Raw genomic sequence first — 19,576 nt, 5'->3', positions numbered from 1 at the left:
CCCATGCGCATCGTCGCGGCTTGCCCCCGGACAGGTCGCCCATGCCGCCCAAGTTCTTCCAGATCGGCTTCAACAAATGCGGCACGACCTTCATCGCGCGCCTGTTCGACCTGAACCGCATCCCGGCTGCACACTGGCTGGAAGGCGCGCTGGCCGATGACATCGCTTATGCCAGGCTGACCGGTGCCCGGCCGCTGGCGCGATGGGCGGACAGCGTCACGGCCTTCACCGACATGGAATCGGTGCGCTTCCTGAACATGCCGGTGATCGAGGGGTTCCGCGAATTCGCCCTGCTGGACCGTCACTATCCCGGTTCGGTCTTCCTGCTGAACACCCGCCGGGTCGAGGACTGGATCGCCAGCCGCTATCTGCACCGGGGCGGCGCCTATGCCCGCAGCATCGCGGCCAATCTGGGCGTTTCCCTGGGCGATCTGGGCGACATCTGGGCGCGGGACTGGGCCGACCACCTGTCCGCCGTGCGGGCGCATTTCGCGGGCCGTCCCACCTTCATCGACATCGACATCGACCAGGCCGCCCCCGAGGATTACCGCCGCGCCCTGTCGCCCTGGTACGACCTGCCGCACCTGCCCGCCCTGCCGGGCACGGGGGTGCGCCAGGCCCGGCGCGCGAACCTGCCGCGGGTGCTGGCGATGATGCAGACGGGGGTTCCCGGCATCGACATCGACCCCGACCGTCGCGCCCGGCTGGCGGCGCGCCTGGCCCGGCTGGCCGCGCCCGCCCGCCTGCGGCAGAAAGGTACGGTCGACCGCCCGCCCCATGCGCAGGCGCTGTGCTTGGACATGGATCAGGGCCGCCTGCGCACGGCCGACGGGGCCGACCTGCCGCTGCATCGCGGGCCGGACGGGCGGTTCTATCTGGCCGCACAGCGCCCCGGCCTGCTGCGGGCGGCGGCAGTGGCCAATGACATCGCCGCGTTGACAGATCGGGGGCGGTACTGGCTGGACATGCGCCCCGCGACCTTCGCGGGCAGCGGACCGGACGATCCCGCCGACGGACCGCTGATCGCCAGCCTGCGCCGCACGGGGGCGCGCAACGTGTTCCTGTGGCCCGCGCCTTGGCTGCACCGCATCGGCAATGACGGCTTTCCAGGCGCACCCGCGGGCGATGACCCCGCATGGCAGGACCGCGCCGACGTGGCGGGGTGGCGCGGAACGTTGTCCGGCCATCACGACCGCCTGACGGCCGAGGGCGCGATCACCGCCCTGCTGACCAACGCGCCGGGCTCCGACGCCTTCGCACAGGCGGTCGATGCCTTGCCGCGGATGTCGCGCTGGCGGTTCCTGACCGACCATGCAGGACGCGACGGCGTCGACCTGGCGCTGATCCCCGATGCGCGGGTCGCGCGGGCGCTGGACCGCGGCGGCTTGCGCCCGCCTGCGCCGCAGGCGTCGCCCCGGCCGCCGCGCCACGCCCTGTGCCTGTCCGGCTCCGAGGGGGATGCCGACCTCCTGCCCCTGGTCAACAGCCACGCGGTGGTGATCCGCCAGGATGACGGCTGGGAAAGCTTTGCGGGGCGGCTGTTCCGGCCTTGGGTCCACGTCATTCCGATGGCGCAGGACGGGTCCGACCTGCCTGACCGGCTGGCCTGGGCCCGCGCAAACCCGGACGCCTGCCGGCAGATGTCGCGCAAGGCGCGCAGGCTGTGCCATGCCCTGGCCGATCCAGCCGGGCGCAGGCTGCATCTGGCACAGGTGCTTGCCGATTACCGCCGCGCCACGGGCCAGGACTAGCGGCGCGGAAAGACGAAGACCCGGTCGCGGCGCAGCATCAGCCACATCGGCGTCCCGGCAGGCGGCAGGAACACCCCCGGCACCGTCGCGTTCAGTGCGATGCCGCCCGCATCGGTCGCGAACTCGACCAGCGATTCGCGACCCAGATAGCGGGCCCGCGTGACCCGCGCCAGCGCGGCGCTGCCGTTTTCGGCGGTGGGGGCGGGGCCCTGTCCGGCGCGGTCGAAATCCATCTTCAGGTGCTGGGGCCGGATGACGATGTCGACCTCTGCCCCCTCGGGCAGGCCGGGCGTCAGGAACTGGCCGAAGGGCGTGTCGGTCAGCGCGCCCTGCACCCGTCCCGTCAGCACGTTGATGTCGCTGAAGAACCCCGCCGCCAGCCGGTCCACCGGTGCGTTGTAGAGGTTGTAGGGCGCACCCTGCTGCACGATCCGGCCCCCCCGCATCAGCAGGATCTGGTCGGCCATCCGCATCGCCTCGTGCGGCTCGTGGGTGACCAGCAGGACGGCGGTGCCCTCATCCTTCAGCAGGGCCAGCGTCTCGTCGCGGATGCCGTCGCGCAGGCGCTCGTCCAGGCCGCTGAACGGCTCGTCCATCAACAGGACGCGCGGCCGCGGGGCCAGGGCGCGCGCCAGGGCCACGCGCTGCTGCTCTCCGCCGGACAGCTCATGCGGATAGCTGTCGATATGGGCGGTCATGCGCACGCGGTCCAGCAGCTCGGCCACGCGGTCGCGGTTGGACTTCCAGCCGCCGGCCAGGCCGAATGCCACGTTCTCGCGCACGGGCAGATGCGGGAACAGCGCGAAGTCCTGGAACATCAGCCCGATCGCGCGGCGTTCGGGCGGGATGCGGAACTGGGTGTCGCAGACCAGCTGGCCGTCGACGAAGATCCGCCCCCGGTCCTGCATGTCGACGCCTGCCACGATGCGCAGCGTGGTCGATTTGCCGCAGCCCGACGGGCCCAGCAGGCAGGCCACCTGGCCCGCCTCGACCTGGAAGCTGACATCGTCCACCACCGCCTGCCCGTCGAATCGGCGGGTCAGTCCCTGAACTTCCAGGCGGGGGGGCACGGTCACGGGCGATCCTTGGCGTTTTGGTCGGGGTTGCGTATCAGGCGCGCCCCCGCCTCGCAACAGGGCCTCAGACCGTGACGTTCAACGCGCCGCCGTCCAGCAGCACGTTCTGCCCGACGATGAACCGCGCCTGCTGGCTGCACAGGAACGCGCAGGTCGCGCCGAAATCGGCAGCCGTGCCATAGGTGCCGGTGGGGATGGTCGCCTGCCGCTGTGCGCGGGCCTGATCGACGGTGATGCCCTGCGCGGACGCCACGCCGCCATCCAGGCTGTCGGCGCGGTCGGTCGCGTGGATGCCGGGCAGCAGGTTGTTCACGCAGACGCCCTTGCCGGCGACCTGGCGCGACATGCCGGCCACGAACCCGGTCAGCCCGGTGCGCGCCGTGTTGGACAGCCCCAGCACCGAGATCGGCGACCGCACCGATGCCGAGGTGATGTTCACGACCCGGCCCCAGCCGCGGTCCATCATGCCCGGCACCAGCGCCTGCATCAGGGCGATGGCCGACAGCATGTTGGCGTCGATGGCACGGATGAAATCGTCGCGCGTCCAGTCCTGCCAGTCGCCCGGCGGAGGGCCACCCGCATTGGTGACCAGGATGTCGGCGTGCCCGACGGCGGCCAGCACGCGGGCGCGGCCCTCCTCGGTCGTGATGTCGGCGGCGACCGGGGTGACCTCGACGCCATGCCGTTCAGCGATCTCGCGGGCGGTCCGGGTGATCTCGGCCTCGGTGCGGGCGTTGATGACCAGGTTCACGCCGGCCTCGGCCAGTGCCTCGGCGCAGCCGCGCCCCAACCCCTTGGACGCCGCACAGACCAGCGCCCGTTTGCCCTTGATCCCCAGATCCATCGTGTTCTCCCTCTGCGTTCGACGCGCAGGAAACGCGGGCGGGGCGGCATTGTCAAACGCGATGACGGCGGCGATGCGCGGCGGGGCGCAGCCCCGCGGCAAGGAAGGGGCCTCGACGGCCCCGCCCTTGCCCCATGCTCACTCCGCGATGGCCTTGCGGATCGCGCGCATGTTCGTGCCATAGACGTCGGGCCGGTCCACCGACCCGCCCTTGAAGACCGCCGATCCCGCGACCAGCACGTCGGCCCCGGCCTGTGCCACCAGCGGCGCCGTCGCCGGGTCCACCCCGCCATCCACCTGGATATGGATCGGCCGATCGCCGATCATCCCGCGCAGGCGGGCGATCTTGTCGACCTGGCTGTGGATGAACTTCTGCCCGCCGAAACCGGGGTTCACCGTCATCACCAGCACCATGTCGCACAGGTCCAGCAGGTATTCGACCGCCTCGACCGGGGTGCCGGGGTTCAGCGCGATCCCGGCCTTTTTGCCCGTCGCACGGATCGCCTGCAGGGTGCGGTGCGGATGCGGCCCGGCCTCGACATGGGCGGTGATCATGTCGGCGCCCGCCTCGGCATAGGCCTCGATATAGGCGTCGACCGGCGCGATCATCAGATGCACGTCCATGACCGTCTTGACATGCGGGCGGAACGCCTTGACCGCCGGGGGGCCGAAGGTCAGGTTCGGCACGAAATGCCCGTCCATCACGTCGACATGCACCCAGTCGGCGCCCTGCGCCTCGATGGCGCGGATCTCGGCCCCGAAATTGGCGAAATCGGCGGACAGGATCGATGGGGCGATCTTGATCGTGCGGTCGAAATCCATGGCGCTCTCCAGTCTGTTCGGGCGGGGTTCACTCCGCTGCGGCCTGCCTGCTGGCGCGGTCCACGTCAAGACCGCCGTCGAAGACCCGGCTGGCGCGGATGTCCGGCGCGCTCAGCGTGGATAGGGCGGCGGCGTCCAGCGGCCCCTGCGCCTCGGTGAACAGACGGTTCGCCTGCCGCAGCCGGGCGCGGTCCAGCGCGTTCCGGATCGACCGGGCGTTCGCGAAATGCGGCTGCGTGCGCCGCGCGGCGATGTACTGGCCCATCGCGGTGCGGGCCGCGTCGTCCAGGCGATAGTTCTGCCGCGCCAGCATGCCTTCGCAGATGTGCAGCAGCTCGTCGTCGCTGTAGTCCGGAAACTCGATGTGATGGGCGATCCGCGACCGGAACCCGGGGTTCGAGGCAAAGAACCGGTCCATCCGGTCGCCATAGCCCGCCAGGATCACCACCAGGTCGTCGCGGTTGTTCTCCATCACCTGCAGCAGGATCTCGATCGCCTCCTGCCCATAGTCGCGCTCGTTCTCGGCCCGGTAGAGGTAATACGCCTCGTCGATGAACAGCACGCCCCCCATCGCCTTCTTCAGGACCTCCTTGGTCTTGGGCGCGGTATGGCCGATATACTGGCCCATCAGGTCATCGCGCGTGACGGTCACAAGGTGCCCCTTGCGGACATAGCCCAGCCTGTGCAGCAGCGTGGCCATCTTCAGCGCAACGGTCGTCTTGCCGGTGCCGGGATTGCCGGTGAAGCTCATGTGCAGGGTCGGCGTCTCGGTCGCCAGGCCCAGCCGCCGCCGCGCCCGGTCGACCAGCAGCAGCGCCGCCGTCTCGCGGATGCGCGCCTTGACGGGGGCCAGGCCCACCAGCTCCCGGTCCAGTTCGGCCAGGACCTCGGCCACGCCGCTGTCGGCAAAATCTTGGGCAAGGTCGACATGGGTCGGGACGTCTTCGGTCATCATGCACCTCTTTCATGGAATGCGTCCGGGCGATGGGAGGACACCGCCCGGACCTGGCCCTGCGGAGGAGCAACCTCTCAGGGATAGCGGGCGCCCTCGGGCTCGCGCATGGCATAGCTCTCGATGCTGTATCGGACCGTCCGGCCCTCGCCCTCCTGGCGCACCAGCCGAAAGCCCGGTTCCACCGCCGGTCGGTTCACGATCATCGCCATGCGGATCGATTCCCATCCGGGCGAGGCATCGAAGGCGATGACGCGGATATAGACCCCGCCATGCACCTTGCGGCATTCGTTGACCTCGAACACCACCGCCGCGGCGTCGGGATTGTCGAACATCGGGTGGCCCCACATCTCCCAATAGGTGTTCCGGGGATGCGGATCGTCGGTGTATTCGACCGATACCGCCCAGCCCCTGTCGATGGCGTACTGGGCCTGCACGCGGATGTCGTCATCCGACAGGTCGGGCAGAAAGCTGAACTGGCCTTGGGTCATCTTCATGGCTCTGGCTCCTCAGTGGGACACTTCGGGGGTGGGCGCGAAATCGGGCGCATCGGTCGAGGCATAGTCGAAGCTGACGTCCTTCCAGACATCCAGGGCCTGCTTCAGCGGCGTGCAGGTGCGGGCGGCGTCGCGCAGGATGTCCTCGCCCTCGTTCCAGATGTCGCGGCCCGAATTGCGCGCGAATACCATCGCCTCCAGCGCGACGCGGTTGGCCTGCGCGCCGGCGGCGATGCCGTGGGGGTGGCCGATCGTGCCGCCGCCGAACTGCAGCACGACATCCTCGCCCAGGTAATGCAGCAGCTGGTGCATCTGGCCGGCATGGATGCCGCCCGACGCCACCGGCATCATCTTGTTCAGGCTGGCCCATTCCTGGTCGAAGAAGATCCCGTTCTCCAGCGCCATGGGATTCCGCTCCTCGCGGAAGATGTCGTAATATCCCCTGGTGGTCGCCGGATCGCCCTCCAGCTTGCCCACGACGGTGCCTGCGTGCAGGTGATCGACGCCGGCCAGGCGCATCCATTTCGCGATCACGCGAAAGCTGACGCCGTGGCTGCGCTGGCGGGTATAGGTCGAATGCCCGGCCCGGTGCAGGTGCAGGATCATGTCGTTGTCGCGCGCCCATTTGGCCATCGACTGGATCGCGGTGTACCCGATCACCAGGTCGATCATCACGATCACCGACCCAAGCGATTTCGCGAACTCGGCCCGCGCGTACATCTCCTCCATCGTGCCGGCGGTGACGTTCAGGTACGTCCCCTTGACCTCTCCGGTCGCGGCGCTGGCGCGGTTCACCGCCTCCATGCAGTACAGGAACCGGTCCCGCCAATGCATGAAGGGCTGGCTGTTGATGTTCTCGTCGTCCTTGGTGAAATCAAGACCGCCCTTCAGCGCCTCATAGACGACGCGGCCATAGTTCCGGCCCGACAGGCCCAGCTTGGGCTTGACCGTGGCACCCAGCAGCGGGCGGCCATAGCAGTTCAGGCGCTCGCGCTCGACCACGATGCCGGTGGCGGGACCCTGGAACGTCTTCACATAGGCCACGGGCAGGCGCATGTCCTCCAGCCGCAGGGCCTTCAGCGGCTTGAAGCCGAAGACGTTGCCGATGATCGACGCGGTCAGGTTGGCGATGCTGCCCCCCTCGAACAGGTCAAGGTCATAGGCGATGTAGGCAAAGAACTCTCCGCGGCCGTTGGGGACGGGGTCCACGCGATAGGCCTTGGCGCGGTACTTGTCGCAGGCGGTCAGCCGGTCGGTCCAGACCACGGTCCAGGTCGCGGTGCTGCTTTCGCCCGCCACCGCCGCCGCGGCCTCGACCGCGTCCACCCCGTCCTGCGGCGTGATGCGGAACAGCGCGATGATGTCGGTGTCCTTGGGGGTATAGTCCGGCTCCCAGTATCCCATCTGCGCGTATTTCAGCACCCCGGCAGAGTACCGCTTTTTCGCGTCCAACTTGGCTGGCATCTCGTTCATGGTCAGTCCTCCGTGAAAGGGTCAGGCGCGCTTGGCGTCATGGGTCAGGCGCAGGATCATCGGCGTCAGGATCAGCTGCATCGCCAGGTCCATCTTTGGGCCGGGCACGACGATCGAGTTGGCGCGGCTCATCCAGGATCCGTCGATCATCTGGGTCAGATAGGGAAAATCGATGCCCCTCGGGTTGCGGAACCGGATCACCACCAGGCTTTCGTCGGCGGTGGGGATCCAGCGGGCGATGAACGGGTTCGACGTGTCGACGACCGGCACCCGCTGGAAATTGATGTCGGTCTGGGTGAACTGGGGACAGATGCAGTGCACATAGGCGTGCATGCGCCGCAGGATGGTGTCGGTCACGGCCTCGGTCGAATAGCCGCGCTGGGCGCTGTCGCGGTGGATCTTCTGGATCCATTCCAGGTTGATCACCGGCACCACGCCGATCTTCAGGTCGGCCAGCGCGGCCAGGTTGACGCTGTCGTTGGCCACCGCCCCGTGCAGCCCCTCATAGAACAGCAGGTCGCTGCCGTCGGGAAAGGGGGCCCAGTCCGTGAAGGTGCCGGGCGGGGTGCCCCAGCGTTCCGCCTCGCGGTCGTCATGGACGTAATGGCGGGTCTGGCCGCGCCCCGTTTCGCCATAGACGCGAAAGATCTCCTCCAGCGCCTGCAGTTCGTTGGCGTCGAAGCTGAAATGGCTGAAGGTCGCGTCGCCCGCGGCCAGCCGCGCGGCCAGTTCGGCCTTCATCGCGGCGCGGTCATAGCGGTGGAAGGCATCGCCCTCGATGCTGACGGCGGTGATGCCCTCGCGGCGAAAGATCTGGTCGAAGGTCGACTTGACCGTGGTGGTGCCCGCGCCCGAACTGCCGGTGACCGAAATGATGGGATGCTTGTGGCTCATGGCGTCCTCAGGTGCGGAACAGGCCGCGATGGCCGAACAGGGCCGACACCTCGGCCTCGGGCAGATCGTGATAGGCGGCGACGCGGTCGACCTTGTCGACGCAGCCGAAGACCAGCGGCGTGCGGCTGTCGAACCCGGTGATCACCGCGTCCAGGATCGGCAGCGCGCCGTCCGTCGCCCGTCCCCCGGCCTGTTCGATCAGGAACGCGATGGGCGCCGCCTGGTGCAGCATCGACAGGCTGCCCCGCGCATGCCCCGACCGCGCATCCGCGGGCGCAAGGTAGATGCCCCCGCGCATCAGGATCCGATGCGCCTCGGCCACCAGCGACGGGGTCCAGCGCAGGTCGATGGTCCGTCCGCGCGGGCCCTGAACGCCGGCCAGGCAGTCGTCGACATAGGCCCGCACGGGGCGGGGCCAGTGGCGGTACTGCGACATGTCGATGGCCAGGTCGCGCACGGTGTCGGGCAGGGTGGCCCGCGCCCGTTCGATGGCGAAGGCCCACCCGTCCAGCGCCTGCACCTGCACGCCGTCGCCGCAGGTCAGCACCATCAGGCAGCGCGGTCCGTGCATCACGTATCCCGCCGCCCGCATCTGCCGCGCGGGGCGCAGAAAGCTGTCCTCGGCCGTGGCCGCCGCGTCGAAGATCGCGAACAGGGTGCCCGTGGGGGCATTGGCATCAGGCTGGTCGGGCGGCGAATGCGCGATGGCCAAGGCCAGCGCGCCCCGCGGATCGCCCCCTTCGGGCGTGGCCTGATCCGCCCGGCTGATCCAGCGCAGCCCCTTGCCTCGCAGCGCAGCCCCGGTGGCCAGGTGGCGCGCCAGATCATCCAGGCAGGCGTGCAGATCGGCCGGGATCAGGTCCGTGTCGATGGTCGCTTCGGTCATCGTCCCCTCCCCGGCACGAGTGCTGCCAGGGGACATTGACAGGCGCCCACGTTTCGGAAAATTTAATAAGGTGAAAGACGCATTCAGGAAAACTTAAGATGCGCCATGATGCCGTCACCCTGCGCCAATTGCGCGCCCTGCGCGCGGTCGCCGACAGCGGCAGCCTGACCCTGGCCGCGGCGCAGCTGGGCCTCAGCCCGCCCGCCATTCACAGTCAGCTGAAATCGCTGGAGGATCTGGCTGGGGCGCCGTTGCTGCAGCGCGCCGAGCACGGGGCGTTTCGCGCCACCGCACAGGGTCGTGCCCTGCTGATGGCAGAGGCCCAGATCGCCACCGCACTGGCCCGCGCTGGGCGCGAGGTCGCGTCCCTGGCCCAGGGGCACAGCGGCAACGTGGTCCTGGGGGTGGTGTCCACCGGCAAGTATTTCGCGCCGTTCCTGGTCGCCACGCTGCAACGCGCCCTGCCGCGGATCGAGGTGACGCTGCGGATCGGCAACCGCGACGCGATCCTGGCCGCGCTGGCCGCGGATGAGCTGGACCTGGCGATCATGGGCCGCCCGCCGCGCGAACCCGCCGTGATCGCCGCCCCCGTCGGGCCGCATCCGCACATCATCATCGCGGCACCCGACCATCCGCTGGCGGCCCAGGACCCGGTGATGCCGATGGACCTCTTGTCCCAGACCTTCCTGTCGCGCGAGGAGGGGTCCGGCACCCGCATCCTGATGACCCGCTTTCTGGACCGCATCGGCGAAGGTACGCCCTGGCGCGCGACCGAGATGGGCACGAATGAGACGATTAAGCAGGCGGTGATCGCGGGCCTGGGGATCGCGCTGATCTCTCAGCATACCTGCACGGAGGAATTGCGCACCGGCCGCCTGGTTGCGCTGCAGGCCATCGGCCTGCCCATCCAGCGCAGCTGGTACCTGCTGCACCGCGCCGACCGCGCGCCCAGTCCGGCCACCGAACGCATCCGCGCGGCCATCGCGGGTCTTGGCGGCAGCTTCCTGCCGCGTCTGGAGGGGCGCGGCTGATCTTGCCGGTTCCGGGTCGTGTTGTCGTGCGGCCGTCGCCCGGGCAAATACGAACGGCCGGCCGCTATGGCGGGCCGTTCCCCTAATCCACCGACACCGCCTCTTAACGCTGATCCGTCAGCCGGCGTCGCGCAGGGCCGTGACCTCTCCCGCCGGGGCAGAGGCGCCGCCTTCGAACACGACCCGCCCACCGCTGGCGTCGAACTGCGCCTCGACGATGCGGGCGTAGGCGCCGACCTTGCTCTCCAGGATCATCTCGCCGCCGCGCCGGCTCTCCAACGTAAAGCTGTACAGCCCGTCAGGCAGCTTGGTGTCGTCGGCGCTGCGGCCCAGCCAGTCGATCTGGCCCTCTCCGGGGCCGATCTCCTCGCGCGTCACCTCGCGGCCTTGCGCGTCGCGGGTGACCAGCTGCACGCTGTCGGCCAGGGAATGCGGCACCACGTCCAGGGTGATGGCGTCGTCGCCGAACCAGACCGGGGCGGTGGTCCGCCCCTCCTTGCCGATCCAGCCCGCGATGCCCGCACCACCCGCCTGCCCGGCCATCTGCTCCAGGAACTTGTTGCTCAGCGCCGCCTGTTCGACCCCGGCGAACGTCGCCAGCTGGATCGCAAAGTCTGTGCTTTCCATAGGGTTCAGGGGATCCTGGTTCTGCAGCTGCGCGGTCAGCATGGTCAGGAACGTCTGAAAGTCCCCTCCCGCGCCGGCGCCTGCGAACCCGCCCGCGCCTGCCGCAGAGGGGGTGGCCGCGGGAATGGTCACTGTCGGGCTGGTGATCGCGTCAACCATGAAAGGCTCCTATAATCTGATGTCCAGGCGGCGGTCGCTCAACGCGGTGGGCGACATGCGGACCCGCAAGGGGGCGGCCGAAAAGGGAATGTCGTCGTCATCGCTGGCACGGCCCTGCGCAGGCTGGCTGTCGCTGCGGTCGTCGCGGCGGAAATCCAGACTGCCCGCGGACACGCCCGCATCGGCTAGCTGCTGCGTCAGCAGGTCCGCGTTGCGGCGCACCAGGTCCAGCGTCTCGGGGCGCTCGGCCCAGATGGTGATCTGGCCGCGATCTGGGCCCGACATGACCAGGCGGATGCGGCCCAGCTCCTCGGGGGACAGGGCGATCTCGGTCCGGTCGCCACGGGTGCTGACCAGCGCGTCGGTGACCTGCTGCAGCACGGGGCGCGGATCGTGCGACGCAGCCTGCCAGCCGGACCCGGCAGCGGCAGTGGCCCGTGCGGCGGCGGGGGTGTGCGAATCGGTGCCGAACGGCAATTCGGCCAAGGTCTCCGCAAGGCCTGCGGGCAGGGCGATCTCGGACCGAGCGGCAGTGATCGGGTCGCGGGCCACCGTTGGCGCCGGACGGTCCGGTGCCGCCCGGTCGACCGGGGGCGGGGCGGCGTTGCTCGGGCTGGCATCGACGGGACGGGCGGTCGCGGCGCTCTCGGTCGCCGTGATCGGACGGCCCGGGCGCGCCGGCGCGACAGGCTGGCCGCCGCCATGGACCGGGGCCACCTGTGCGGCGTTTGCCCCAGGCAGGGTGGGGGCCGGGTTGGCGGCCTGCTGCGTGACGCCTGCAGCGACGATGGGGGTCGTGGTCGGCGCGACTGCGGTCTGCACAGCCGGCGCGTCCGCGGGATCAGTCGCAGCAGGGGTCGTCGGGTCGGTCGATTGCGGTGCCGTTGGAACCGCATCGCCGATCAGGCTCGCATCGGATGTCCGTGCGTCCACGGGCAGCAGGCTGGCCAAAGGATCACCGCCCTGAATGTTGGCTGATTCGTCAATCTCGGGCGCTGGCAGCTGCGGAAGGCCTGCCGCCAGCGCCTCGATCGCGGGATCGGTACCGGGCGGTGCGCTGAACTCTCCGCTGAAGCCCATCTGCTGCTCTAGCCATGCCGCAAGCGGGTCCTGCGGTGGTGCCGGCACCGCGGCCGTCGGGGCGGCTGGTACCATCGCGCCAGCCGACCAGACATCGAAACCCGATTCGCCCGTCACGGGAACAGGTGTCGCCGCATCGACGGAGACATCGGCGCGGGCGGGCATGGGCGATATGATCTGGATGTCAGCCATGAAAAAGCCTCTTTGGGTTTTTTCCTGATTAGTCCTTATTCCTTACCAATTATTTACGACGCCCCGATATTTTGAATCCTATCGTCATATGCAGCGGGGACAGAATGCAGATCGAACCGATTATTCCCACGGCGGCTCAAAAGCCCTCGTCCGTGGCCGTCGCGAATCAACTTGAACAGGCATTTCTGGAGGAGATGCTGAAATATTGCGGCCCCGGCCCGTCCGAAGGCGCCTTTTCCGGCGGCGCCGGAGAGGAGCAGTTCTCCAGCTTCCTGACGCGCGAACATGCGGGGCTGTTGGCGGAACGCCTGGACCTGGGGTTTGCCGCCATGCTGGAGGGCCGCGCATGAGCCGCGCCCTGACCCGCCAGGTGGCCCAGATCCGCGGCGCGCTGATGGCCGGAAATGCACAGGCCGCGCTGGCAGGATTGGACGAACTGACCCGCATCGCCGCGCGCAGGGGCATCGACACCCCCACCCGTGATCTGCTGGAGCCCGCCTTGGCCGACCTGCGCACGCTGGCACAGGCCTCGCTCAAGGGCGCGCAGCAGGCGGCCGAACAGGTGCGCGCCATCGTCCAGGCCGCGCGCAGCCTGCAGACCTATGATTCCCTGGGTCAGCGCCACGTGAATGAAACCCGCGCGAATGCACCGCAAAGGTTTTGATAAAATGCGTCGGAAGGTTTGTTTGAGAGGAGGGCCGATATTCACTAGTTGTCAATAACCGGCCGCTAAACCGGGGACATGCCAGGGAAATGGCAAGGGCAACCGCCCGACAGGTCAGAAGGCCACAAGATGCAAACTGGGTGCAAAGCACCTTATATTGGAGGACACCATGTCCAGCATTCTGACCAACAACAGCGCCATGGTCGCGCTGCAGACCCTGAAGAGCATCAACTCGCAGCTGGGTAAAACCCAGTCCGACATCGCGACCGGCAAGACCGTCGCGAACGCCAAGGACAACGCTGCCGTCTGGGCGATCTCGAAAGTCATGGAAACCGACCAATCGGCATTCAAGACGATCCAGTCGAACCTGAACGTAGCCGACGCCGTGGTGGGAACCGCCCGCGCTGGCGCCGAGCAGATCACCGATCTGCTGAAGGAGATGAAGAACCTGGCGATCGGCGGTGCCAACGACGCTGCTGACTTCGGCAAGATCCAGACGGATATGGCGAAGAAGGTCGAGCAGATCACCGCGATCATCGAGGGGACGCAGCTGAACGGCGTCAACCTGCTGAAGACGAACCCGACCGGCACCAACACCGCCTTCACGGTTCTGGGTTCGCTGGACCGCACCAACGGCACCGTGGCCACCGGTGCTGCCAACATCGAGGTCGACTCGGTCGACTTCGAGGCAGGCCTGGATGTCGCCGGTCTGACCGCGGTCACCGACCGTGCCTCGGCCGAAACCGCGATCGGCGAGATCGAGGCCCTGATCGACGTCGCTGTTCAGGGTGCCGCCGATCTGGGTTCGGCCGGCAAGCGGATCTCTGACCAGTCCAGCTTCGTGGGCAAGCTGTCGGACTCGCTGAAAACCGGCATCGGCTCGCTGGTCGACGCCGACATGGAGGAGTCGTCGGCTCGCCTTCAGGCCCTGCAGACGCAGCAGCAGCTGGGCATCCAGGCGCTGTCGATCGCCAACCAGGGGCCGTCGGCCGTCATGTCGCTGTTCCGCTGATAAGACCGGCGGGCGCCCCAAGGGCGCCCGCCACCCTCTGAATATCATTCAGCCCCTGATCACACTCCAGAATGGGAAGCACGATCTTGAACGCGGTAACGCCACTGACCGAACATGGCTACAGGACATCCGCCATCCGCTCTCCGCGCGATGCGGAGTACGACATCTTCTCGCGCGTCACGCGCATGCTGCGGCAGGCCCCGCGAAAGGCCGACAACACCGATACCATCCAGGCGGTGCACAAGAATTCCGAACTGTGGACGATCCTGGCAACCGACCTTGCCGATCCCGGTAACGGGCTGCCTGACCAGGTCAAGGCCGGCCTGATTTCGTTGGCGGGATTTGCCATCCGCCACGGTCAGGCCGTGATGGCGGGCAGCGCCCAGACCGATCCGCTGATCGACATCAACATGACCGTCATGCGCGGTCTGCGCGGAGAGGGCGCACCATGAGCGGCCTCGTCCTCAAGCTGGCACCGAACGAACGCGTGCTGATCAACGGCGCGGTGATCGAGAACGGCGACCGTCGCACCAAGATCGCGATCAAGACGCCCAATGTGAACGTCCTGCGCCTGCGCGATGCGATCCACCCCGACAGCGCCCAGACGCCGGTGTCACGCGCGATGTATGTCGCGCAGATGATCCTGTCCGGCGATGCCGAACCGTCCGAGGGCCGCCGGCAGTTGCTGATCGCCATCGAACAATTGAGCCAGGTGTTCGACGATCGCGACAGCCGCCTGCTGTTGGCCGAGGCCAGTGCCGCCGCGGTCGATGCGAACGCCTATCAGGCATTGCGCAAGCTGCGCGATCTGCTGCCTCGTGAGGCGCGGCTGTTCGCCGCCGCCCGGACGTGAGGGTATCATGACCATCTCTGTCGGCGCCACGGGTCTGCTGGGCTGGAAGATCGTCCAGCGAACCGAGGCCCGGCAGATCGAATCCGTTGCCCGCGACCCTGTGGTTCAGCGCAGCACGACCTACTTTCGTGACAACATCGCGGCCACCACCAAGGCCGAGGAGTTGGTCAAGGATTACCGCCTTTTGAGCACAACGCTTTCGGCCTTCGGGCTGGAGGCGGACCTGCCCAACAAGGCCTTCATCCAGAAGGTTCTGGAAAGCGATCCCGCGGACAAGTCGTCGCTGGTCAACCGTCTGGCCGACAAGCGCTATCTGCGCATGAACGAGGCGATGGGCTTTGGGTCGACGAAGCCCGCCAAGGATCTGGCCGACACCATCAGCACCGCCTTTGTGCAGCGTGAATTCGAACGGCGCATCGGTGAAAGCGACGACAACCTGCGTCTTAGCCTGAATGCCCGGCGCGAGGTGCAGGAGCTGGCAGGCCGCACCTCGACCGACCGGACCCTGTGGTTCGAGGTCATCGGCAACGCCCCACTGCGCAAGGTCTTTCAGGGCGCGTTCGGGTTCGGCGACAACTATGCCCGACTGCCGATCGACCGCCAGCTGGAGGAATACACTAAGGCTTCGGAGAGGCTGCTGGGCAGTTCCAGCTTCAAGGACATTTCCAAGCCCGAGAACGTGGAGAAGCTGATCCAGACCTTCATGGCGCGATCGCAGCTGACCACATCGCCGACGGCCAATCGCTACAGCGCGGCGCTGACCCTGTTGCAGAACTTCTGACCCTGCGTCACCCTGGCGGCGGGCAAAGCCTGATTTCCACGCGCCAGCGGCCCGCCGCACCTTGCGCCCAAGGCGTGGCTGGCTATAACCCCGGACGATTTGCCGCGATCGATGCACGACCAGCCCGGGGGCCAGAACCATGCCGAAACGTACCGATATCAAGTCGATCCTGATCATCGGGGCAGGGCCCATCGTCATCGGGCAGGCCTGCGAGTTCGACTATTCCGGGGCCCAGGCCTGCAAGGCGCTGCGCGAGGAAGGTTACCGGGTCATCCTGGTGAACTCGAACCCGGCGACGATCATGACCGATCCGGAAATGGCCGATGCCACCTATATCGAGCCGATCACCCCCGAGATCGTCGAAAAGATCATTGCCAAGGAACGCCCCGACGCCTTGCTGCCGACGATGGGCGGTCAGACCGGGCTGAATACCGCGCTGGCCCTGGCCGACAGCGGCGCGCTGAACCGCTATGGGGTCGAGTTGATCGGCGCGCAGCGCAGCGCCATCGAGATGGCCGAGGACCGCAAGCTGTTCCGCGAGGCGATGGACCGCATCGGCCTGGAGAATCCCAAGGCCACGATCATCGCCGCCCCCAAGCTGGCATCGGGCAAATACGACATCAATGCCGGCGTCAGCCAGGCGATGGACGCGCTGGAGGAGATCGGCCTGCCCGCGATCATCCGCCCGGCCTTCACCCTGGGCGGCACCGGCGGCGGCGTGGCCTATAACCGCGACGATTACGAACGCATCGTCCGGTCGGGCCTGGACGCCTCGCCCATGGCGCAGGTTCTGATCGACGAAAGCCTGCTGGGCTGGAAGGAATACGAGATGGAGGTCGTGCGGGATCGCAACGACAACGCCATCATCGTCTGCGCGATCGAGAACATCGACCCGATGGGCGTGCATACCGGCGACAGCATGACCGTCGCCCCGGCCCTGACCCTGACCGACCGCGAATACCAGATCATGCGCACGGCCAGCATCGCGGTCCTGCGTGAGATCGGCGTCGAGACTGGCGGTTCCAATGTGCAATGGGCAGTGAACCCCGCCGACGGCCGCATGGTCGTGATCGAGATGAACCCCCGCGTATCGCGGTCGTCCGCGCTAGCCTCCAAGGCCACCGGCTTTCCGATCGCCAAGATCGCCGCGAAGCTGGCGGTTGGATACACGCTGGACGAGCTGGACAACGACATCACCCGCGTCACGCCCGCGAGCTTCGAGCCCAGCATCGATTATGTCGTGACCAAGATCCCGCGCTTTGCGTTCGAGAAGTTTCCGGGCAGCAAGCCCGACCTGACCACCGCGATGAAGTCCGTGGGCGAGGTCATGGCGATCGGCCGCAGCTTCCACGAATCGCTGCAGAAGGCGCTGGCCTCGATGGAGAACGGCCTGACCGGCCTGGACGAGATCGCCATCGAGGGCGCGTCCGAGCAGGGCAAGCCCGCCGTCATCGCCGCCCTGTCCAAGGCCACCCCCGACCGCATCCGCGTCATCGCCGAGGCGATGCGGTTCGGCCTGTCCGATGACGAGATCCACCGCGTCACCAGCTTTGACCCGTGGTTCCTGGCCCGCATCCGCGAGATCATCGATGTCGAGCATCAGATCCGCGAGAACGGCCTGCCGACCGATGCCGACGGGATGCGCCGCATCAAGATGATGGGCTTTACCGATGCCCGTCTGGCCCACCTGACCAAGACCGACGAGACCACGGCCCGCCGCGCCCGGCGCAACCTGGACATCCGTCCGGTGTTCAAGCGCATCGACACCTGCGCGGCCGAGTTCGAGGCCCAGACCCCCTACATGTATTCCACCTACGAGGCGCCTGCGATGGGCGACGTGGAATGCGAATCCCGCCCCACCGACGCGAAAAAGGTCGTCATCCTGGGCGGCGGTCCGAACCGCATCGGCCAGGGGATCGAGTTCGACTATTGCTGCTGCCACGCCTGCTATGCGCTGACGAAGGCGGGCTACGAGACGATCATGATCAACTGCAATCCAGAAACAGTCAGCACCGATTACGACACCTCGGACCGGCTGTATTTCGAACCGCTAACCTTCGAACACGTGCTGGAGATCCTGCATACCGAACAGCAGAACGGTACCCTGCACGGCGTCATCGTCCAGTTCGGTGGCCAGACGCCGCTGAAGCTGGCCAATGCGCTGCAGGATGAGGGTATCCCGATCCTGGGCACGACCCCCGACGCCATCGACCTGGCCGAGGACCGCGAGCGGTTCCAGCGCCTGCTGCAGGATCTGGGCCTCAAGCAACCGATCAACGGCATCGCCAGCAGCGACGCCCAAGCCATCGAGATCGCCGAGCGTATCGGCTTTCCGCTGGTCATCCGCCCGTCCTATGTCCTGGGCGGCCGCGCGATGGAGATCGTGCGCGACATGGACCACCTGCGCCGCTACATCACCGAGGCCGTGACGGTCAGCGGGAAAAGTCCGGTCCTGCTGGACAGCTATCTGTCCGGCGCGATCGAGGTCGACGTCGACGCCCTGTGCGACGGCGAGACCGTCCATGTCGCGGGCATCATGGAGCATATCGAGGAGGCCGGCGTCCATTCGGGCGACAGTGCCTGTTCGCTGCCGCCCCATACGCTGGATGCGGCGACCGTCGCGGAACTCAAGGTCCAGACCACGGCCATGGCCCGTGCGCTCAAGGTCAAAGGCCTGATGAACGTACAGTTCGCCCTGAAGGACGGAGAGATCTTCGTGTTGGAGGTCAATCCGCGGGCCAGCCGCACCGTGCCCTTCGTCGCCAAGGCCACGGACAGCGCCATTGCCTCGATCGCCGCGCGGCTGATGGCGGGCGAGCCCATGTCGAACTTCCCCGCACGTGCGCCCTATCCCGAAGGCGTTGGCCCGGAAACCGACCTGCCCTTTGCCGACCCGATGACGCTGGCCGACCCGATCACACCCTGGTTCTCGGTCAAGGAGGCCGTGCTGCCCTTCGCCCGCTTCCCCGGCGTCGACACGCTTCTGGGCCCGGAAATGCGCTCGACCGGCGAAGTCATGGGCTGGGACCGCAACTTCGCGCGCGCCTTCCTCAAGGCGCAGATGGGCGCGGGCACCGACCTGCCGACCACCGGCCGCGTCTTCCTATCCGTCAAGGATGCCGACAAGACGCCCGCCCTGGCGCAAGCCGCCCGCGACCTGGTGACGATGGGCTTCGATCTGGTCGCAACCTCGGGCACCGCCGATTTCCTGGATGCGCAGGGCGTGGCGTCCACCCGCGTGAACAAGGTCTATGAAGGCCGCCCGAACATCGTCGATCGCCTCAAGAACGACGAGATCGCGATGGTCCTGAACACGACCGAGGGCGTCCAGGCCATCGCCGACAGCCGCGACATCCGCGCCGTTGCCCTCTACGACAAGATCCCCTATTTCACCACGGCCGCAGGCAGCATCGCCGCCGTGGCAGCGATCAAGTCCCGGGAGGAAGGGGAAGTCGGCGTGAGGTCGCTGCAGGCTTGAAGTTAACTGCCGGGCAGGGGCATCCCTACCCGGCGAACGGCACGTTTAATCAAGAAGACCAATAGCTTTTCCATATACCTCCAGCTTCTTGAGTGTGTAGTTGGCAATGTCCGCGCGACCTGTCCTTGTTCGCCACATCATCTCAATGCGTATTGGCCCACCCTCGGTTTGAGCCAAAATGTCAGACCGGACGGCATATTTGCCGGGTAACGCTACTTCGACATCAAAGCTTGATATTAAGCCCGATTCAACCAAAGCTCGGCAGATCGTCCGATTGACGGCTGCATCGTCTGCTGATGCGATGCGCGCGACCTTCTCGAAGGAGGCGCGACTTTGAGAACCCAATTTTTTTCCCGTGGTGAGTGTTTTTTGTGTGCCTTGAGAAAAAATCGAGCCAAATTCAGACTGTTGTATCCTCAGAACAGCCTCGTAGGGTAATCCTCCCCGTTTTAACGGGGTTTGGTCGTAGAACTCACGCAGCCATTTTCAGTTTCTGTGCGGGTG

General features: G+C 67.2%; 19 protein-coding genes. 9 read left to right on the top strand and 10 right to left on the bottom strand.

The genetic code is table 11. The features are described 5' to 3' along the window. The first annotated feature begins 41 nt into the window (after nt 1–41). Complete coding sequence (locus tag FHD67_RS15020; RefSeq protein WP_139599169.1) at nt 42–1,751, top strand: glycosyltransferase family protein; 1,710 nt, start codon at nt 42–44, stop codon at nt 1,749–1,751. Here FHD67_RS15020 and FHD67_RS15015 read toward each other — a convergent pair. From FHD67_RS15015 to FHD67_RS14980, 8 genes are all read right to left on the bottom strand, one after another. Next, nucleotides 1,748–2,827, bottom strand: coding sequence for an ABC transporter ATP-binding protein (locus FHD67_RS15015; RefSeq protein ID WP_139599168.1), 1,080 nt, complete (start codon nt 2,825–2,827; stop codon nt 1,748–1,750). The genes FHD67_RS15020 and FHD67_RS15015 overlap by 4 nt on opposite strands. Nucleotides 2,828–2,891: 64 nt before the next feature. Then, the gene (locus FHD67_RS15010; protein WP_045982353.1) at nt 2,892–3,671 is read right to left on the bottom strand and encodes an SDR family oxidoreductase; all 780 of its coding nucleotides are present in this window, start codon (nt 3,669–3,671) and stop codon (nt 2,892–2,894) included. Between the two features lie 138 nt (nt 3,672–3,809). Further along, nucleotides 3,810–4,493 (bottom strand): ribulose-phosphate 3-epimerase, encoded by a 684-nt coding sequence (gene rpe / locus FHD67_RS15005; protein ID WP_046000595.1) that lies wholly within the window; start codon nt 4,491–4,493, stop codon nt 3,810–3,812. Nucleotides 4,494–4,521: 28 nt separating this feature from the next. Continuing rightward, nucleotides 4,522–5,448 carry a CbbX protein gene (gene cbbX / locus FHD67_RS15000; RefSeq protein ID WP_425467276.1) on the bottom strand — a complete coding sequence of 309 codons (927 nt, stop codon included), beginning with the start codon at nt 5,446–5,448 and terminating at the stop codon, nt 4,522–4,524. A gap of 74 nt (nt 5,449–5,522) precedes the next feature. Next, a complete protein-coding gene (locus FHD67_RS14995; RefSeq protein WP_045982330.1) occupies nt 5,523–5,942 on the bottom strand; it encodes a ribulose bisphosphate carboxylase small subunit in 420 nt (139 codons plus the stop codon). Between the two features lie 12 nt (nt 5,943–5,954). Further along, nucleotides 5,955–7,415 (bottom strand): form I ribulose bisphosphate carboxylase large subunit, encoded by a 1,461-nt coding sequence (locus FHD67_RS14990; protein ID WP_218062322.1) that lies wholly within the window; start codon nt 7,413–7,415, stop codon nt 5,955–5,957. Nucleotides 7,416–7,436: 21 nt separating this feature from the next. Further along, the gene (locus FHD67_RS14985) at nt 7,437–8,309 is read right to left on the bottom strand and encodes a phosphoribulokinase (RefSeq protein WP_046000597.1); all 873 of its coding nucleotides are present in this window, start codon (nt 8,307–8,309) and stop codon (nt 7,437–7,439) included. A gap of 7 nt (nt 8,310–8,316) precedes the next feature. Continuing rightward, entirely contained in the window at nt 8,317–9,195 is an 879-nt protein-coding gene (locus tag FHD67_RS14980) for an FIG domain-containing protein (protein ID WP_139599167.1), read from the bottom strand. Between the two features lie 98 nt (nt 9,196–9,293). Here FHD67_RS14980 and cbbR point away from each other — a divergent pair, with 98 nt between their 5' ends. Continuing rightward, nucleotides 9,294–10,226 carry a LysR family regulator CbbR gene (gene cbbR, locus FHD67_RS14975; protein WP_139599166.1) on the top strand — a complete coding sequence of 311 codons (933 nt, stop codon included), beginning with the start codon at nt 9,294–9,296 and terminating at the stop codon, nt 10,224–10,226. 117 nt (nt 10,227–10,343) lie between these two features. On the opposite strand, the gene FHD67_RS14970 is transcribed toward cbbR, so the two are convergent. After that, on the bottom strand, nt 10,344–11,012 hold the full coding sequence (locus FHD67_RS14970; protein WP_045982334.1) for a flagellar hook capping FlgD N-terminal domain-containing protein: 669 nt from the start codon (nt 11,010–11,012) through the stop codon (nt 10,344–10,346). Nucleotides 11,013–11,021: 9 nt separating this feature from the next. Beyond that, nucleotides 11,022–12,284 (bottom strand): flagellar hook-length control protein FliK, encoded by a 1,263-nt coding sequence (fliK, locus tag FHD67_RS14965; protein ID WP_139599164.1) that lies wholly within the window; start codon nt 12,282–12,284, stop codon nt 11,022–11,024. Between the two features lie 104 nt (nt 12,285–12,388). Here fliK and FHD67_RS14960 point away from each other — a divergent pair, with 104 nt between their 5' ends. The 7 genes from FHD67_RS14960 (at nt 12,389) to carB (ending at nt 19,072) form a co-directional block, all read left to right on the top strand. Beyond that, nucleotides 12,389–12,634, top strand: coding sequence for a rod-binding protein (locus FHD67_RS14960; RefSeq protein WP_046000600.1), 246 nt, complete (start codon nt 12,389–12,391; stop codon nt 12,632–12,634). Then, nucleotides 12,631–12,948, top strand: coding sequence for a hypothetical protein (locus FHD67_RS14955; protein ID WP_046000601.1), 318 nt, complete (start codon nt 12,631–12,633; stop codon nt 12,946–12,948). Before FHD67_RS14960 ends, FHD67_RS14955 begins: the two co-directional genes overlap by 4 nt. Nucleotides 12,949–13,117: 169 nt before the next feature. Next, nucleotides 13,118–13,960 carry a flagellin N-terminal helical domain-containing protein gene (locus FHD67_RS14950; protein WP_045982357.1) on the top strand — a complete coding sequence of 281 codons (843 nt, stop codon included), beginning with the start codon at nt 13,118–13,120 and terminating at the stop codon, nt 13,958–13,960. 86 nt (nt 13,961–14,046) lie between these two features. Further along, entirely contained in the window at nt 14,047–14,412 is a 366-nt protein-coding gene (flaF, locus tag FHD67_RS14945) for a flagellar biosynthesis regulator FlaF (protein WP_176695147.1), read from the top strand. Next, a complete protein-coding gene (flbT, locus tag FHD67_RS14940; protein WP_045982339.1) occupies nt 14,409–14,813 on the top strand; it encodes a flagellar biosynthesis repressor FlbT in 405 nt (134 codons plus the stop codon). Before flaF ends, flbT begins: the two co-directional genes overlap by 4 nt. Nucleotides 14,814–14,820: 7 nt before the next feature. After that, complete coding sequence (locus FHD67_RS14935; RefSeq protein WP_176695146.1) at nt 14,821–15,594, top strand: DUF1217 domain-containing protein; 774 nt, start codon at nt 14,821–14,823, stop codon at nt 15,592–15,594. Between the two features lie 139 nt (nt 15,595–15,733). After that, nucleotides 15,734–19,072: a carbamoyl-phosphate synthase large subunit gene (gene carB / locus FHD67_RS14930; RefSeq protein WP_139599161.1), complete on the top strand. Its 3,339-nt coding sequence runs from the start codon at nt 15,734–15,736 to the stop codon at nt 19,070–19,072. The last annotated feature ends 504 nt before the right edge of the window (nt 19,073–19,576 follow it).

The sequence above is a fragment of the Paracoccus haeundaensis genome, assembly GCF_006239215.1.
GTDB classification, from domain to species: Bacteria; Pseudomonadota; Alphaproteobacteria; order Rhodobacterales; family Rhodobacteraceae; genus Paracoccus; species Paracoccus marcusii.
This window is presented reverse-complemented; position numbering and strand designations above follow the sequence as displayed.

What these genes read in the sequence shown, in the direction of transcription:
- FHD67_RS14935 (WP_176695146.1), top strand. Translation starts at nt 14,821, where the DNA reads ATGACCATCTCTGTCGGCGCCACGGGTCTGCTGGGCTGGAAGATCGTC.
- carB (WP_139599161.1), top strand. Translation starts at nt 15,734, where the DNA reads ATGCCGAAACGTACCGATATCAAGTCGATCCTGATCATCGGGGCAGGG.
- cbbX (WP_425467276.1), bottom strand. Translation starts at nt 5,448, where the DNA reads ATGATGACCGAAGACGTCCCGACCCATGTCGACCTTGCCCAAGATTTT.
- FHD67_RS14980 (WP_139599167.1), bottom strand. Translation starts at nt 9,195, where the DNA reads ATGACCGAAGCGACCATCGACACGGACCTGATCCCGGCCGATCTGCAC.
- FHD67_RS15020 (WP_139599169.1), top strand. Translation starts at nt 42, where the DNA reads ATGCCGCCCAAGTTCTTCCAGATCGGCTTCAACAAATGCGGCACGACC.
- FHD67_RS14990 (WP_218062322.1), bottom strand. Translation starts at nt 7,415, where the DNA reads ATGAACGAGATGCCAGCCAAGTTGGACGCGAAAAAGCGGTACTCTGCC.
- flbT (WP_045982339.1), top strand. Translation starts at nt 14,409, where the DNA reads ATGAGCGGCCTCGTCCTCAAGCTGGCACCGAACGAACGCGTGCTGATC.
- FHD67_RS14960 (WP_046000600.1), top strand. Translation starts at nt 12,389, where the DNA reads ATGCAGATCGAACCGATTATTCCCACGGCGGCTCAAAAGCCCTCGTCC.
- FHD67_RS14950 (WP_045982357.1), top strand. Translation starts at nt 13,118, where the DNA reads ATGTCCAGCATTCTGACCAACAACAGCGCCATGGTCGCGCTGCAGACC.
- cbbR (WP_139599166.1), top strand. Translation starts at nt 9,294, where the DNA reads ATGCGCCATGATGCCGTCACCCTGCGCCAATTGCGCGCCCTGCGCGCG.
- fliK (WP_139599164.1), bottom strand. Translation starts at nt 12,284, where the DNA reads ATGGCTGACATCCAGATCATATCGCCCATGCCCGCCCGCGCCGATGTC.
- FHD67_RS15010 (WP_045982353.1), bottom strand. Translation starts at nt 3,671, where the DNA reads ATGGATCTGGGGATCAAGGGCAAACGGGCGCTGGTCTGTGCGGCGTCC.
- FHD67_RS14970 (WP_045982334.1), bottom strand. Translation starts at nt 11,012, where the DNA reads ATGGTTGACGCGATCACCAGCCCGACAGTGACCATTCCCGCGGCCACC.
- FHD67_RS14955 (WP_046000601.1), top strand. Translation starts at nt 12,631, where the DNA reads ATGAGCCGCGCCCTGACCCGCCAGGTGGCCCAGATCCGCGGCGCGCTG.
- rpe (WP_046000595.1), bottom strand. Translation starts at nt 4,493, where the DNA reads ATGGATTTCGACCGCACGATCAAGATCGCCCCATCGATCCTGTCCGCC.
- FHD67_RS14995 (WP_045982330.1), bottom strand. Translation starts at nt 5,942, where the DNA reads ATGAAGATGACCCAAGGCCAGTTCAGCTTTCTGCCCGACCTGTCGGAT.
- FHD67_RS14985 (WP_046000597.1), bottom strand. Translation starts at nt 8,309, where the DNA reads ATGAGCCACAAGCATCCCATCATTTCGGTCACCGGCAGTTCGGGCGCG.